Source organism: Niallia sp. FSL M8-0099 (assembly GCF_038006945.1).
In the GTDB taxonomy this organism is placed as follows: Bacteria; Bacillota; Bacilli; order Bacillales; family Cytobacillaceae; genus Niallia; species Niallia circulans.
Genome location: NZ_JBBOWF010000001.1, coordinates 1,389,100 through 1,405,102 on the forward strand (window position 1 = coordinate 1,389,100; position 16,003 = coordinate 1,405,102).

General features: G+C 38.9%; 11 protein-coding genes. 10 read left to right on the forward strand and 1 reads right to left on the reverse strand.

Annotation, left to right across the window (positions count from 1 at the left end; translation table 11 throughout):
- Positions 1–186 precede the first annotated feature (186 nt).
- From NSQ92_RS06480 to pyrE, 8 genes are read left to right on the forward strand one after another with little or no spacing between them, the layout of a single operon-like run.
- Entirely contained in the window at positions 187–1,125 is a 939-nt protein-coding gene (locus NSQ92_RS06480) for an aspartate carbamoyltransferase catalytic subunit (protein ID WP_047939933.1), read from the forward strand.
- A complete protein-coding gene (locus NSQ92_RS06485; protein ID WP_341152908.1) occupies positions 1,091–2,377 on the forward strand; it encodes a dihydroorotase in 1,287 nt (428 codons plus the stop codon). The genes NSQ92_RS06480 and NSQ92_RS06485 overlap by 35 nt, the downstream gene beginning before the upstream one ends.
- Positions 2,374–3,471, forward strand: a complete 1,098-nt coding sequence (locus NSQ92_RS06490; RefSeq protein ID WP_341152486.1) for a carbamoyl phosphate synthase small subunit — start codon at positions 2,374–2,376, stop codon at positions 3,469–3,471. Before NSQ92_RS06485 ends, NSQ92_RS06490 begins: the two co-directional genes overlap by 4 nt.
- A complete protein-coding gene (gene carB, locus NSQ92_RS06495) occupies positions 3,458–6,670 on the forward strand; it encodes a carbamoyl-phosphate synthase large subunit (RefSeq protein WP_341152487.1) in 3,213 nt (1,070 codons plus the stop codon). The genes NSQ92_RS06490 and carB overlap by 14 nt, the downstream gene beginning before the upstream one ends.
- On the forward strand, positions 6,667–7,446 hold the full coding sequence (locus NSQ92_RS06500; protein WP_095319938.1) for a dihydroorotate dehydrogenase electron transfer subunit: 780 nt from the start codon (positions 6,667–6,669) through the stop codon (positions 7,444–7,446). The genes carB and NSQ92_RS06500 overlap by 4 nt, the downstream gene beginning before the upstream one ends.
- Complete coding sequence (locus NSQ92_RS06505) at positions 7,443–8,384, forward strand: dihydroorotate dehydrogenase (RefSeq protein ID WP_341152488.1); 942 nt, start codon at positions 7,443–7,445, stop codon at positions 8,382–8,384. Before NSQ92_RS06500 ends, NSQ92_RS06505 begins: the two co-directional genes overlap by 4 nt.
- Positions 8,356–9,072, forward strand: a complete 717-nt coding sequence (gene pyrF / locus NSQ92_RS06510; RefSeq protein WP_047939939.1) for an orotidine-5'-phosphate decarboxylase — start codon at positions 8,356–8,358, stop codon at positions 9,070–9,072. The genes NSQ92_RS06505 and pyrF overlap by 29 nt, the downstream gene beginning before the upstream one ends.
- Positions 9,069–9,689, forward strand: a complete 621-nt coding sequence (gene pyrE / locus NSQ92_RS06515; RefSeq protein ID WP_341152489.1) for an orotate phosphoribosyltransferase — start codon at positions 9,069–9,071, stop codon at positions 9,687–9,689. Before pyrF ends, pyrE begins: the two co-directional genes overlap by 4 nt.
- 336 nt (positions 9,690–10,025) lie before the next feature.
- Here pyrE and NSQ92_RS06520 read toward each other — a convergent pair whose 3' ends face one another.
- The gene (locus tag NSQ92_RS06520) at positions 10,026–11,738 is read right to left on the reverse strand and encodes an Rqc2 family fibronectin-binding protein (RefSeq protein ID WP_061796747.1); all 1,713 of its coding nucleotides are present in this window, start codon (positions 11,736–11,738) and stop codon (positions 10,026–10,028) included.
- A 377-nt stretch (positions 11,739–12,115) separates the two neighbouring features.
- On the opposite strand from NSQ92_RS06520, the gene NSQ92_RS06525 reads away from it, so the two are divergent.
- Entirely contained in the window at positions 12,116–14,794 is a 2,679-nt protein-coding gene (locus tag NSQ92_RS06525) for a calcium-translocating P-type ATPase, SERCA-type (RefSeq protein WP_047939942.1), read from the forward strand.
- A gap of 317 nt (positions 14,795–15,111) precedes the next feature.
- The gene (locus NSQ92_RS06530; RefSeq protein WP_341152490.1) at positions 15,112–15,984 is read left to right on the forward strand and encodes a YicC/YloC family endoribonuclease; all 873 of its coding nucleotides are present in this window, start codon (positions 15,112–15,114) and stop codon (positions 15,982–15,984) included.
- The last annotated feature ends 19 nt before the right edge of the window (positions 15,985–16,003 follow it).

Below are 16,003 nucleotides of genomic sequence, written 5' to 3' on the forward strand. Positions count from 1 at the left end.
GAACACCTTTTAAACAAGTACAGAGAGACTTATAAGGGTGCCAAAAACGATGCATAGATTATAGCCGCAGGTTTACTTTGCCTAAATCTATGCAAAAGTGAAATTTTTGACGCCCTAACGAGTATGTTAGGGCGTTTTTTTGCGAAGTGAAGTTATTAAAAGCAGCAAATAACGGGAGGTAGTATCATGGAAAACTTATTAACGACGACTGAGTTAACCGTTACAGAGATTCAGGAAATCTTAAGAGATGCACAAAAATTTGCAGATGGAGAAATATGGCGGCCGGCAAATCAATGTTTTATAGCAAATCTTTTTTTCGAAGCTAGCACGAGAACAAAAAGCAGCTTTGAAGTAGCGGAAAGAAAGTTAGGACTTGAAGTGATTCCATTTGAAACGACAACCTCAAGTGTTGTGAAAGGAGAAACACTATATGATACTGTTCGAACGCTGGAATCAATAGGAGTAAATGCTGTAGTCATAAGGCACGAAAATGACCGCTACTTTGATGAGTTAGTCGGAAGAGTAAATATACCAGTCCTTAATGCAGGAGATGGCTGTGGTCATCACCCTACTCAATCATTGCTTGACCTTCTAACGATACAGCAGGAATTCCAACGCTTCAACGGCTTAAAAGTAAGTATTATCGGTGATATTAGCCATAGCCGTGTTGCAAGATCTAATGCAGATGCTCTGACAAGGCTAGGGGCAGAGGTTGTTTTTTCCGGACCAAGAGAATGGTTTGATGAAACAGTCTTACAAGATGCAAATTATGAAGATATTGATACAGCGATTGAAACATCCGATGTTGTGATGCTGCTGCGTGTCCAACATGAAAGGCACGGTGACGAAAGAGCTGCTTTTGACAAAGAAAGCTACCATAAGCTTTATGGACTAACAATAGAAAGAGAAAGAAAAATGAAGCAAGGAAGCATTATCATGCATCCTGCCCCAGTAAACAGAGATGTTGAAATTGCCGATGAGCTTGTGGAATGCGAACGCTCCAGAATTTTTAAGCAAATGGAAAATGGTGTATTTATCCGCATGAGTGTACTAAAAAGATCATTAGAAAATATCGGAGGGAGAAATGAACATGTCAATACTTATCAAAAATGGCCAGTTGCTTAATACTATAGGGGAATTAGAACAGAACGACATCTTGATTGATAATGGAGCAATTAAGATGATTGCAAAGGAAATCAAAGCAATTGCAGATGAAGTGATTGATGCAGCTGGAAAAGTTGTTGCTCCAGGCTTTATCGACCTACATGTTCATTTGAGAGAGCCAGGCGGCGAACAGAAAGAAACAATTGCAACAGGGACAATGGCAGCAGCACGCGGCGGATTCACAACGATTGCGAATATGCCAAACACTAGACCTGTGCCTGACACTGTCGAAAATCTACATAAATTAAATGAAAGAATTAAAAATACAGCAAATGTAAATGTTTTACCGTATGCCTCCATTACCATTAGGCAATTAGGGACGGAGCTTACTGATTTTAAGGCGCTTAAAGAATTAGGGGCATTTGCCTTTACAGATGATGGCGTGGGAATTCAAGAAGCTGGCCAAATGCTTGAAGCAATGAAGCAAGCTGCTGCATTGGATATGGCGATTGTCGCTCACTGTGAAGACAACAGCCTCATTAATAAAGGTTGTGTCCATGAAGGGGAATTTTCGAAGGCGAACGGTGTAAATGGGATACCAAGTGTTTGTGAATCAGTCCAAATTGCAAGAGATATTCTTTTAGCAGAAGCAACAGGCTGTCATTATCATGTTTGCCATATCAGTACAAAAGAATCTGTACGTGTTGTAAGAGATGCGAAAAAAGCTGGCATAAGAGTGACTGCAGAGGTATCACCACACCACTTACTATTAGCAGATACCGATATTCCATCCCTTGATACAAACTATAAAATGAATCCACCGCTAAGAGGAATAGAGGATCGTGAAGCTTTAATCGAAGGGCTGCTAGATGGAACAATAGACTTTATTGCAACAGACCATGCACCACATACAGCAGAAGAGAAAGCACAAACGATGCAGCTTGCACCATTCGGAATTGTTGGTTTAGAAACAGCATTCCCGCTCCTTTATACAAACTTTGTGAAAACAGGGATAATGACATTACAACAGTTAATAAATTATTTAACAGTAAAACCAGCACAAGCCTTTAAGCTGGATGCTGGAACATTAGAAGCAGGAAAACTTGCAGATATTGTCGTTCTTGATTTAAATGAAACGAATAAAATTGATCCTAAAACATTTTTATCAAAAGGAAGAAATACTCCATTTGCTGGTTGGGAATGTCAGGGTTGGCCAGTTGCAACAATCGTTAGTGGAAAGATTGCTTGGAGAAAGGAAAGTGTACACGCATGAAAAAACAACTAATTCTTGAAGATGGCACAGTATTTATCGGAAAAGGCTTCGGTGCCGATACAGAAAAATTTGGTGAAATAGTATTTAACACAGGTATGACAGGCTATCAGGAAATTCTATCCGATCCATCCTACTGTGGACAAATTGTCACACTTACGTATCCTTTAGTGGGGAATTATGGCATCAATAGAGATGATTTTGAATCGATAACGCCTGCCATCCATGGATTTATTGTCAAAGAAGTGTGTGATTTCCCTTCAAACTGGCGAAATGAACTATCATTAGACGAATATTTTAAACAAAAGAAAATTCCCGGAATTGCAGGAATAGATACGAGAAAATTAACCCGTATTATCCGTCAATATGGAACGTTAAAAGGCGCCATTTGCAGCATCGAAGAAAATGCTGAGGATGTAATTGCAAAATTAAAAGATATTACATTAAGTGCAGAACAAGTAAAGCAAGTTTCAACAAAGAAACCTTATCCAAGTCCTGGCCGTGGAAGCCGCGTTGTTTTAGTAGATTACGGCATGAAGCATGGTATTTTACGAGAATTAAATAAACGAGATTGTGATGTAATCGTTGTTCCTTATAACACTTCAGCAGAAGACATTCTAAATTTAAGTCCAGATGGTGTGATGTTATCTAACGGACCTGGGGATCCAAAGGATGTACCAGAGTCCATTGAAGCAATTAAAGGAATTATTGGGAAAGTACCGTTGTTTGGAATCTGTCTAGGTCATCAATTGTTCGCACTTGCAAGTGGGGCAAACACGGAGAAAATGAAGTTTGGTCATAGAGGATCAAACCACCCAGTGAAGGATTTATTAACAGGGAAGGTTTCGCTGACATCGCAAAACCATGGCTATACAGTAGAGGAAGAATCTATTAAACATACAAACTTAGAAATAACACATATTGCTTTAAATGATGGAACAATTGAAGGCCTACAGCATAAGGAATATCCAGCATTTACCGTGCAATATCATCCAGAAGCTTCACCTGGACCAGAGGATGCCAACTATTTATTCGATCGTTTTATGGAAATGATACAATCTCACAAACAGGAAGGTGCCGCATATGTCAAAGCGTAAAGATATTAAAAGTATATTAGTAATCGGATCAGGACCAATCATCATTGGGCAGGCAGCAGAATTTGACTATGCAGGAGCGCAAGCATGTATCGCCTTAAAGGAAGAAGGCTATCGTGTTATTCTAGTAAACTCCAACCCTGCAACCATTATGACAGATACAGAAATGGCAGATAAAGTGTATATCGAACCATTAACACTTGAATTTGTCAGCAGAATTATCCGCAAAGAGCGACCAGATGCTATTCTTCCAACATTAGGGGGGCAAACTGGCTTGAACCTTGCTGTTGAGCTTTCCGATGCTGGTGTGTTGGAGGAATGTGGAGTTGAAGTACTAGGAACGAAGCTAGCTGCCATTCAGCAGGCAGAGGACCGCGACCTTTTCCGTAATTTGATGAATGAATTAGGTGAACCTGTACCAGCTAGTGATATTATCCACAATATGGAGGAAGCAAAAGCTTTTGTGGAGAAAATTGGTTATCCGGTTATCGTCAGACCTGCTTTTACACTAGGAGGAACTGGTGGAGGGATTTGCCATAATGACGAAGAATTAGAAGAAATCGTAACAAGCGGCTTAAAAAATAGCCCAGTTACACAATGTTTATTAGAAAAAAGCATCGCGGGCTTTAAAGAAATTGAATACGAAGTAATGCGTGATAGCAATGATAATGCCATAGTAGTGTGTAATATGGAAAATATCGATCCAGTAGGGATCCATACGGGTGACAGTATTGTCGTGGCACCAAGCCAAACATTAAGCGACCGTGAATATCAATTACTAAGAAATACATCTTTAAAAATTATCCGTGCCTTAAAAATTGAAGGCGGCTGTAACGTGCAGCTTGCCTTAGATCCAGATAGCTTTCAATACTATATTATCGAAGTAAACCCAAGAGTAAGTCGTTCATCTGCCCTTGCTAGTAAAGCAACTGGCTATCCAATTGCAAAGCTGGCGGCAAAAATTGCAGTAGGCTTAACATTGGATGAGATGATGAATCCTGTAACGGGAAAAACTTATGCAAGCTTTGAGCCAGCCCTTGATTATGTAGTAAGTAAAATCCCACGCTTTCCTTTCGATAAGTTTGAATCAGCAAAACGTAATTTAGGGACCCAAATGAAAGCGACTGGGGAAGTAATGGCAATTGGCCGTACTTTTGAAGAATCTTTACTAAAAGCAATCCGCTCTCTAGAAGCAAAAGTATATCATTTCTCCCTAAATGCAGCAGATGAAACAAGTGATGAATTACTCGAGAAACGAATAAGAGTTGCCGGTGATGAAAGATTGTTTTATATAGCAGAGGCACTTAATCGGGGCATAAGCATAGAAACCATTCATGAGTGGAGTAAAATTGATCTCTTCTTCCTTTTCAAACTGGAAGGCATTATTAAGTTCGAGAAAGAGTTAATTAATCATCCGTTTGATGAGGAATATGTAAAAGAAGCAAAAGAAAAAGGATTCGCTGATATTCAGCTTGCAAAGCTTTGGAACACAACAGAGCTCGAAGTATATAACTGGAGAAAAGAGAAAGGCATTGTACCTGTCTATAAAATGGTCGATACATGTGCTGCTGAATTTGAATCAGAAACACCATACTACTATGGAACCTATGAAGAGGAAAATGAATCGGTTGTTACAGATAAGAAGAGCATTGTTGTCCTTGGTTCTGGACCAATTCGCATCGGACAAGGAATTGAGTTTGACTATGCAACGGTTCATTCTGTTTGGGCAATCAAGGAAGCAGGATATGAAGCCATTATCATCAATAATAATCCAGAGACTGTTTCAACAGACTTTAGTATTTCAGATAAACTCTACTTTGAGCCACTTACGATTGAAGATGTCATGCATATCATTGATTTAGAAAAGCCGGAAGGAGTAGTGGTTCAGTTTGGCGGACAGACAGCAATTAACTTAGCTGGTCCATTAGCAGAGCGCGGCATCAAAATTTTAGGAACATCTCTAGAAGACTTAGATCGTGCAGAGGACCGGGATAAGTTTGAACAAAGTCTTCAAGAATTGGGTATACCACAGCCAGACGGAAAAACAGCGTTGACAGTTGAAGAAGCAATTGTAGTTGCACAATCAATTGGCTACCCAGTACTTGTAAGACCATCTTATGTATTAGGTGGAAGAGCGATGCAAATCGTTTATAAAGAAGAAGAGCTGATTCCTTATATGGAAAATGCTGTTAAAGCAAGTCCAGGACAGCCAATCTTAATTGATCGTTATTTAACAGGGAAAGAAATTGAAGTGGATGCAATCTGTGATGGCACCGATGTAGTAATTCCAGGAATTATGGAGCATATTGAGCGAGCAGGAGTACACTCAGGCGATTCGATCGCTGTCTATCCTTCACAAAGCCTATCTGCTGAAATTAAGCAAACATTAGTAGATTACACAACAAGGCTTGCAAAAGGATTAAAAATCGTAGGTTTACTCAATATCCAGTACGTTGTTTCTAAAGGAGAAGTATTCGTCCTAGAAGTAAATCCTCGCTCAAGTAGAACAGTACCTTTCTTAAGCAAAATTACGAATGTGCCAATGGCGAAAATCGCTACAAAAGTTATTTTGGGAACCTCCTTAAAAGAACAAGGCTATCAATCCGGCTTAGTAGCAGAGAAGTCTGGTGTCTATGTGAAAGTGCCAGTATTCTCTTTTGCAAAATTACGAAGAGTAGATATCACATTGGGTCCTGAAATGAAGTCAACAGGAGAAGTAATGGGCAAAGATATTACCCTTGAAAAAGCTCTTTATAAAGGCTTAATTGCATCAGGCATGAAGATTAAAACATTCGGCACCGTTCTTCTGACAATTGGTGATAAAGATAAGGAAGAGGCACTACAGCTCGCAAAAAGATTTGTGAATATTGGTTATAGTTTGATGGCAACAAGCGGAACAGCAGAGTTTCTGGAAAGCAACAACATCCCAGTAAAAGTGGTCGGTAAAATTGGTGGAGAAGGACATACATTAATTGATGTCATCCGCAATGGGGAAGCACAATTTGTCATTAATACCTTCTCAAAAGGAAGCCAGCCAGCAAGAGATGGATTCCGTATCAGACGTGAATCTGTCGAAAATGGGATTCCATGTTTAACTTCTTTAGACACAGCAGAGGCGATCCTTCGAGTAGTTGAATCCATGACATTTTCTACAGAGGCAATGGAGCCAAGTAAAAAGCAACTGGAGGCATTGTTAGTATGATCAAAAACGAAATTTGTACAGTAGTTGAACAGAAGGAAATAGCGGAGAATATTATGGAGCTCACCTTAACAGGTGAGCTTGTCTCTGAAATGAACGAGCCAGGTCAATTTGTTCATATCAAAGTAAGTGATCATTCTGCACCGTTATTAAGACGTCCAATTAGTATTTGCCACATTGATCCGGAAAGAAAAACATTTACGATGATCTACCGCGCTGAAGGAGCGGGCACAAAGCTTCTTGCCAAAAAACAAGCGGGAGAAGCTATTGATATCCTCGGTCCTTTAGGAAATGGTTTCCCAGTTGAAGAAAGCAAGTCAGGGCAGACAGCTTTATTAATTGGTGGAGGAATTGGAGTGCCGCCATTATATGAATTAGCCAATCGTCTAGTTGCCGAAGGAGTAAAGGTAGTGGCTGTATTAGGCTTTCAAACAGAATCCGTTGCTTTTTATGAAGAAAAGTTTGCGAAACTGGGGGATACGTATATCGCTACAGTAGACGGTAGTTATGGTACACAAGGATTTGTAACAGACGTTATTTTTCAAGAAAAACTAGAATTTGACGTATTATACTCCTGTGGACCAACACCAATGCTTAAAAATCTAGAAAAAACATTTCCAGATAAAAAGGTGTTCATTTCTCTAGAGGAAAGAATGGGATGTGGGATAGGTGCATGTTTTGCTTGTGTATGTCATACAGCAGACGATCCAACAGGTTTTAGTTATAAAAAGGTATGTACAGATGGACCAGTATTTAGAACAGGGGAGGTTGTCCTATGAACCGACTTCAGGTAAAGCTTCCTGGATTAGAGCTTAAAAACCCTATTATGCCTGCCTCTGGCTGTTTTGGATTTGGACGGGAATACAGTAACTTATATGATTTAAGCAAGCTTGGTGCCATCATGATTAAAGCGACAACAGTAGAGCCTCGTTTTGGCAATCCTACACCAAGGGTCGCAGAAACTACTTCTGGGATGCTTAATGCCATCGGTCTGCAAAATCCCGGTCTTAAAAAAGTAGTTGGGGAAGAATTGCCATGGCTAAGTCAGTTTGATGTACCAATTATTGCAAATGTTGCTGGATCCGTTGAAGAGGATTATGTTGCGGTTGCGAAAGAAATTTCCAGTGCTTCGAATGTCGCCGCATTAGAACTAAACATTTCTTGTCCGAATGTAAAAACAGGTGGAATTGCTTTTGGAACGATTCCTGAGGTTGCAAAGGAATTGACGAAAAAAGTAAAGGAAGTTTCAGAGGTTCCGGTATATGTAAAGTTGTCACCAAATGTAACAAATATTGTAGAAATGGCAAAAGCGGTGGAAGCAGGGGGAGCAGATGGGATTACCATGATTAATACGCTTGTTGGCATGCGCCTTGACTTAAAGACAGGACACCCCATTTTAGCAAACAAAACAGGGGGGTTATCAGGCCCAGCTGTTAAACCTGTAGCAATTCGAATGATCTACGAAGTAAGTCAAGCGGTAAATCTGCCGATTATCGGAATGGGCGGTGTTGCGTCGGCTGAGGATGTCCTAGAGTTTTTCTATGCTGGTGCAAGTGCAGTAGCAGTCGGCACAGCAAACTTTGTGGACCCATTCATCTGCCCAAAAATAATCGAAGACTTACCTGAGTTATTAGATAAATACGGATTTGAACATATTTCAGAAGTAACTGGAAGGAGCTGGGGAAAGCATGAACAATTCGCTTATCATCGCGCTTGATTTTGCAACAAAGGAAGAGGTACATTCCTTTTTGAAAAAATTTAATGGGGAATCTTTATTTTTAAAGGTAGGAATGGAACTTTTTTATAAAGAAGGTCCAAGTATTATCAAGGAATTAAAAGAGCAAAATCATCAAATTTTCCTCGACTTAAAATTACATGATATCCCTAATACTGTTGGAAGTGCGATGAAAAATATTGCTAGCTTAGGCGTTGATTTAGTAAATGTCCATGCAGCTGGTGGAGTGGACATGATGGCTCGTGCAGTGGAAGGACTTGAAGCGGGGACACCATCTGGAATGAAGCGAGCGAAATGTATTGGAGTAACTCAGCTAACAAGTACGTCTGAAGCAAGCATGCAAAAAGAGCAGTTAATTCAAGTTCCTTTATTGGAGTCTGTTTTACATTATGCATCGATTACGAAAGAGGCTGGACTGGATGGCGTTGTTTGCTCCACATTGGAAGCTGGGGCCATTCGTGAACAATTAGGAGAATCGTTTCTCACTGTAACACCTGGCATTCGTTTAAAAACAGATGAAGTACAGGATCAAGTGCGCGTTGCAACACCTCAAGTTGCCCGTGAGAATGGTGTATCAGCAATTGTTGTTGGTCGTTCGATTACAAGAGCAGAAAATCCATATAAAAGTTATACGTTATTTAAATCAGAGTGGGAGGGTATCACGCTATGAAACATGAAATTGCCGAACAATTACTAGAGATTAAAGCCGTATTTTTACAGCCAAATGATCCATTTACTTGGTCTTCAGGATTAAAATCTCCAATCTATTGCGATAATCGCTTAACTTTGTCCTATCCTAAAGTGCGAAAAAATATTGCATCAGGGTTAGCTGGTTTAATTAAGGAGAAATTCCCTGAAACAGAAGTTGTGGCGGGAACAGCGACAGCCGGCATTCCTCACGCTGCTTGGGTAAGTGAGCTTCTAGATTTGCCAATGGCATATGTGCGCTCTAAAGCAAAAGCGCATGGAAAGGGAAATCAGATTGAAGGAAAAGTGGAAAAGGGCCAAAAAGTAGTAGTAGTCGAGGATTTAATATCTACTGGTGGAAGTGTTATCACAGCTGTTAATAGTTTACGAGAAGCAGGCTGTGAGGTGCTTGGAGTGGTTGCTATTTTTACATACGAATTACCAAAGGGGAAAGAATTACTTGGGGAGGCTGAGATTACAGCCTACTCATTAACAGACTATACGAGCTTATTAGATGTAGCACAGAAAAAAGGCTATATTCAAGAAGGAGATTTGGCAAGCTTAAATGCTTGGAAGGAAAGTCCGGAGAATTGGGGATAGATTAAGGAGTGAACAGCACTTTTATGTAAAGTGCTGTTTTTTAGTTTGAGTAAAAAAGTTAGTTATTGTTTGGGATTTGGTGAGAAGAATTGTTCATAAGAGGGATGAACGCCGAAATAGGAGCAGGAGGCAAGAAAAGTTGCGTTCATAAGAAGGGTGAACGCCGAAATTAGTGCGGCGGGCAAGAGAAGTGGTGTTCATAAGAAGGATGAAAACAGAAGACCAAGGATCGGAGACAAATCAGCTCTTCAAGCTATTATCATCATAAGAAACCAAAGCCCCATGCATAATTAAACAAAAACGAGAGGCAGCTAAAGACCTCTCGTTTCAAACTATTTAGCTTTTTTTCAAGCGAATAACCGTTTCTTCATCTGGTGTAACATAAACAGTTTGCTGGTTATCATAAATTACAAAACCAGGCTTTGCGCCACTTGGCTTTTTCACATGACGTACTAATGTGAAGTCAACGGGAACAGAACTAGATTGGCGTGCTTTGCTAAAATAAGCTGCTAACTTTGCTGCTTGCATGATTGTTTCCTCGGAAGGCTCTTTGCTGCGAATGACAACATGGGATCCAGGAATATCCTTTGTATGCAGCCAAATTTCATCTCTAGCTGCTACTTTGTTTGTTAAATAATCATTTTGTTTATTATTCTTTCCGACGATAATTTCTGTACCCTCGGACGAAACATAGTAGTCTAAGACAGGCTTTACATTTTGCTGTTTCTTATTTTGCTTTTTCTGTCTTTCTCTAAGGTAACCTTCTTCCACTAACTCTTCCCGAATTTCCTGAATATCTTTTGGAGAGGCAGCAAGAATTTGCTGGTATAGTGTTTCAAAGTATTCATATTCTTGTTCTGCTAGTTTAATTTGTTCCTTAATAATATCAATCGAATTTTTCGCTTTTTGATATCTTGTGAAATATTTTTGCGCATTTTCAGAAGGAGATAGTCTTGGGCTAAGCGGAATCTTAACGGTTTTACTATCTTCATCGTAATAATTGATTACTTCTACTTCTGACATGCCCTTTTTAACCGCATAAAGGTTTGCAGTCAAAAGTTCACCAAGTAATTGATATTGTTCCGCATTTTCAGCTTCCGATAAAGAACGTTCTAGTTTTTTTATTTTCTTTTTGTTTTTATCTCGTTCATTTACAATAAATCGTTCTAAATCATTGCTTTGCTGTTTCACTCGATCTCGTTCTGCTTTTCCGAAATAATAGCGATCGAGCATTTTACTTAATGTAGGAAAGGACTTCACGTTTCCTTTGACATGTTCCATTGATAGGCAGTAAAAATATTCTTTCTCTGGAGTATCCATGATAGAAGGAGCATAATTGCCTTTTTTTATTGGCTCCATTACCATAAGAAATGCTTTTGGTAAAGTTTCACGGTTTGCAAGACCAGCCAGATAGACCATTTCTTTAGCAATTAGTGGAGATAATCCAGCAAACTGCTGGACAAGCTGTTTGTCCAGTTTGCCGCTATTAAAATCAATAGCCCGCAGTACATCTTCCTCTGATGCTGTATAAGGATCTTGTTTTTCTTGTTTTGGCGGAGCTAAATACTCATAACCGGGAAGAATAGCTCTATGACTATTAACAGCATACGAAATATGTTTAATGCTATCTAGAATGGTATTTTTATCGCGGTCAACCAAAATGATATTGCTGTGTCTACCCATTATCTCGATCATCAGTTTTTTATAGGAAGTATCGCCAATTTCATTTCTTCCCCTAATTTCTAAAACAATGATCCGTTCATTGTCTATTTGATAAATATCTTCTATAAAATAACCTTCTAAATGCTTGCGGAGAAGCATGCAGAACATTGGTGGTTCTTTAGGATTTTCATAATTTTCTTCCGTAATTTGAATGCGGGCATAGCTAGGATGAGCCGATAATAGCAATTTTTGATTTTTTCCATTAGCTCTAATGGATAAAATAATTTCATTGGTAAAAGGCTGTTGAACTTTATTAATTCGGCCTCCTAGTAAAAGCTCTTTTAATTCAAGAGACATTGCGCGTGTAAATAAACCATCAAATGACATAACTAACGACCTCATTTATAATAATTTCCCTCTTTACTCTATCTTTATTGAGGAAGAAATACAAGGATTTGGGTTGAAAATGCTTGTGATTTTGCTATAGATGCAAGAATAATGAGAAGTGGAGGCAGCCTTCGCAAAGTTTTAATTTGTAAAAAATAGATGAGATCTAGGCATATGGTATTTTTTCTCATAGTAAATAGGAATTAAATCTCTATCCTTAGCATTTTTTCGGCCAAGCTTGAATATGATTCTCTTAGAGTGGTGTTGGGACAACTATGTATGTTAGTAAGTTGCTAACTTTTGTTCAAAACAGCTACGAATTTCTTCGCTGCTACTATAGCGAACGGTGAATGAAAAGGGGGAAGTGAGATGGCCGGATGAACTATCATGAAATGAACGAAAAAGAAGTAGAACAAACATTGAATACTGATTTTTCGGCTGGGTTATCAGATGAAGAAGCGGAAAAGCGACGAAAGAACTTTGGATACAATGAATTAGAGGAAGGAGAAAAGCAATCACTCCTGCTTATTTTCTTCAGTCAATTTAAGGATTTTATGGTACTCGTTCTTTTAGCTGCCACGCTTATTTCAGGTTTATTAGGCGAATATATTGATGCAATTGCGATAATTGCAATCATCATTCTCAATAGTTTTCTTGGATTTTTTCAAGAGATAAGAGCAGAAAAATCTTTATCTGCTTTAAAAGAATTATCACAGCCTCATGTTCAGGCACTACGGAATGGAGAATGGATTAGTCTATTATCGAAAGAGCTAGTTCCTGGAGATGTCATAAAATTCGCGAGCGGGGATCGAATTGGAGCAGATGTCAGAATTATTGAATCAAGAAGCCTGGAAGTGGAGGAATCTGCTTTAACCGGAGAATCTGTGCCAGTTCCTAAAACAGTATCTGCAATCAAAAATAACAATCTAGCACTTGGTGATATGGAAAATATGGGCTTTATGGGAACTATGGTATCCCGTGGAAGTGGTGTCGGGGTTGTTATTGGGACAGGGATGAAAACAGCAATGGGGCAAATTGCTGATTTGCTGCAAAATGCAGATTCGGTTACCACCCCGCTGCAAAGACGTTTAGAGCAGCTAGGGAAAATTCTCATTGTCACAGCATTACTATTAACCGTATTAGTTGTGGTGATTGGGGTTCTTCAAGGGAATGATTTATACACAATGGTACTAGCAGGTGTATCATTAGCGGTAGCCGCGATTCCAGAAGGCTTGCCAGCGATTGTAACCATTGCTCTATCTCTTGGTGTTCAGAAAATGATTCGCAAAAATGCCATTGTCAGAAAGCTGCCTGCTGTCGAAACTCTTGGCTGTGCTTCAGTCATTTGTTCTGATAAAACCGGAACATTAACGCAAAATAAAATGACAGTAACAAAAACTTGGATCGGCGGAAAAACATATACGGTAGATGGAACTGGATATGAGCCGCAAGGACAATACTATGTAGGCGAACAATTAATAAATCCAGCAAAGGATAAGGCATTACAGCAGCTTTTAACCTTTGGAATGCTTTGTAATCACGCCGAGATTCTGCAAAAAGATGGCGATTATGTTTTAAATGGGGACCCGACGGAAGGAGCAATTTTAGTTGCAGGGATGAAAGCAGGATTCACTCGTGCTCAATTATTAAATCAATTTGCGATTGTCAATGAATTCCCTTTTGATTCTACAAGAAAAATGATGAGTGTTGTGGTAAAAGATCCAACTGGACGTCAATTTGTTGTTACTAAAGGTGCACCCGATGTCTTAATTGGTCAGAGTAAATCAATTCTTTTTGAAAATCGTTCACAAGCTTTAGGAAATAATGAAAAGCAAGTAGTTCAAGAAGCGATCAATGGCTTAGCCTCCCAGGCGCTTCGTACCATTGCAATTGGCTATAAGGAAATTTCACCAAACACTCTTATTATGCATGAAGGAGAAGCAGAAAAGGACTTGATTTTCATTGGTCTGCAAGGAATTATTGATCCGCCAAGACCAGAAGTAAAACAAGCTGTAAAAGAATGTAAAGAAGCTGGTATTAAAACAGTAATGATTACAGGAGACCATGTTATTACTGCAAATGCTATTGCGAAACAGCTAGGCATTGCCAATAATCGCTCTAAAGTAATGGAAGGGAAAGAGCTTTCAGATTTAAGTTTAAAAGAATTAGAGGATATCGTAGAAGATGTTGCTGTCTTTGCACGGGTTTCCCCAGAGCATAAATTGAAGATTGTTCAAGCATTTCAAAATAGAGGGCATGTAGTTGCGATGACTGGTGACGGAGTAAATGACGCTCCAGCGATAAAGAAAGCAGACATCGGCATTGCGATGGGAATCACAGGGACGGATGTTGCGAAGGAAGCATCTTCTTTAGTATTAATGGATGATAATTTTGCGAGTATAAAATCTGCTATTGTAGAAGGAAGAAATATTTATGAAAACATTCGTAAATTCATCCGTTATTTACTTGCCTCAAATGTTGGGGAAATACTGGTGATGTTATTTGCGATGCTGTTAGCACTTCCTTTGCCGCTTGTTCCTATTCAAATTTTATGGGTGAATTTAGTAACAGACGGATTACCAGCGATGGCCTTAGGCTTAGATAGACCGGAAGATAATGTTATGAAAAGAGGACCACGCAGTCCGAATGAAGGTGTATTTTCTAGAGGGCTTGGATGGAAGGTTATCTCTCGCGGGTTCCTTATCGGTATTTCGACTATTTTAGCTTTTATGTTTGCCTATAACAATAATCCAGAAAATCTTGAATATGCCCAAACGGTTGCTTTTATAACATTAGTACTTGCCCAGTTAATTCATGTATTTGACTGCCGCAGTGAAAAATCCATTCTTTCAAGAAATCCGTTTGGCAATATGTATCTAGTCTGGGCTGTGATTTCTTCCTTAGTATTGGCGCTTGCTGTTATTTACGTGCCAGGCTTGCAAGAAATCTTCCATACACTGCCAATAGCAATGAAAGATTGGCCAATGATCATCGGATTCGCCTCTGTACCAACTTTTTTACTCGCAGGATCATTTTTATTAAGTAAATCAAAATAAAATATGTTATAATCCAAAAGGTAGTAGAGACCACTCTATTACCTTTTATTTATTTGATGCTGTTTTTAATGCTGATTTCTAAAAGGTTAGTAACCATATAATGTATAATGAGAAATGATCGAATAATAAAGCAGCGTGAATACACGAAGACGGCAGGGGATTGTCAGATCCTTGAGGCAAAGCTGAAGAGGCATAAGCGTAAGCCTGCGGAAAGTGAAGTGCACTCTTGCTGGAGGTTAGCAGCGATTAAACTTTGTGGAAAAAGCACAAGCAAACATTAATTCGCACATTTTTTAGAAAACGGATGTGTCAGTATAATGAAAAGTATGACTGGATTTGGAAGAGCAACAAAACAATATCACCATGCAACACTTCATATCGAAATAAAATCGGTCAATCACAGGTTTAGCGATCAGATTATTCGGATGCCCAAGCAATTTCTATATTTGGAAAATCAAATAAAGAAAATTATTTCAAACTATATACATAGAGGTAGAATCGAAGTATTTGTAACATTAGAGGATGAAGACAAAAAAGGTCAAGAAATTATAGTGGATTGGCCATTGCTTGATCAATACTATCAATTGCTTCACCAATTAAAAGACAAATATTCTATCAAAGAGTCCATCTCGCTTCGTGATTTATTAAATCAAGAAGAGTGTTTTCAGATAGTAGAACGAGAGCTTGATATGGAAGAACTATCAGAAGTGTTGCTTATTACAATGGAAGAAGCGGTTGTCCAGTTAAATAAGATGCGCACTATTGAAGGAGTGGAATTATCCAAAGACTTAGAAAGCAATCTTAAGCAGATAGAAAAGCTAGTTGCGAAGTTACAGTCGTTGGCACCAGAAGTGATTGCACAATACCGTGAAAAGCTCAAGACAAGAATAGAAAGCTATTTAACGGAACCGATTGATGAAGCACGCCTTATTACAGAAGTGGCGATTTTTGCAGATAAAGCAGATATTAATGAGGAATTGGTTAGATTACATAGTCATATTAGACAGTTTTACCAAATTATGGAAGAAAGCAACCCGATTGGAAGAAAGCTCGATTTCTTACTTCAAGAAATGAACAGAGAGGTTAACACCATTGGATCCAAAGCTAATTCAGCAGATATTGGAGCAAATGTGGTGGAGATGAAAAGCTGTTTAGAAAAAATGAAAGAGCAAATTCAAAATATTGAATAAAAAGGGTTTAGAATAAATC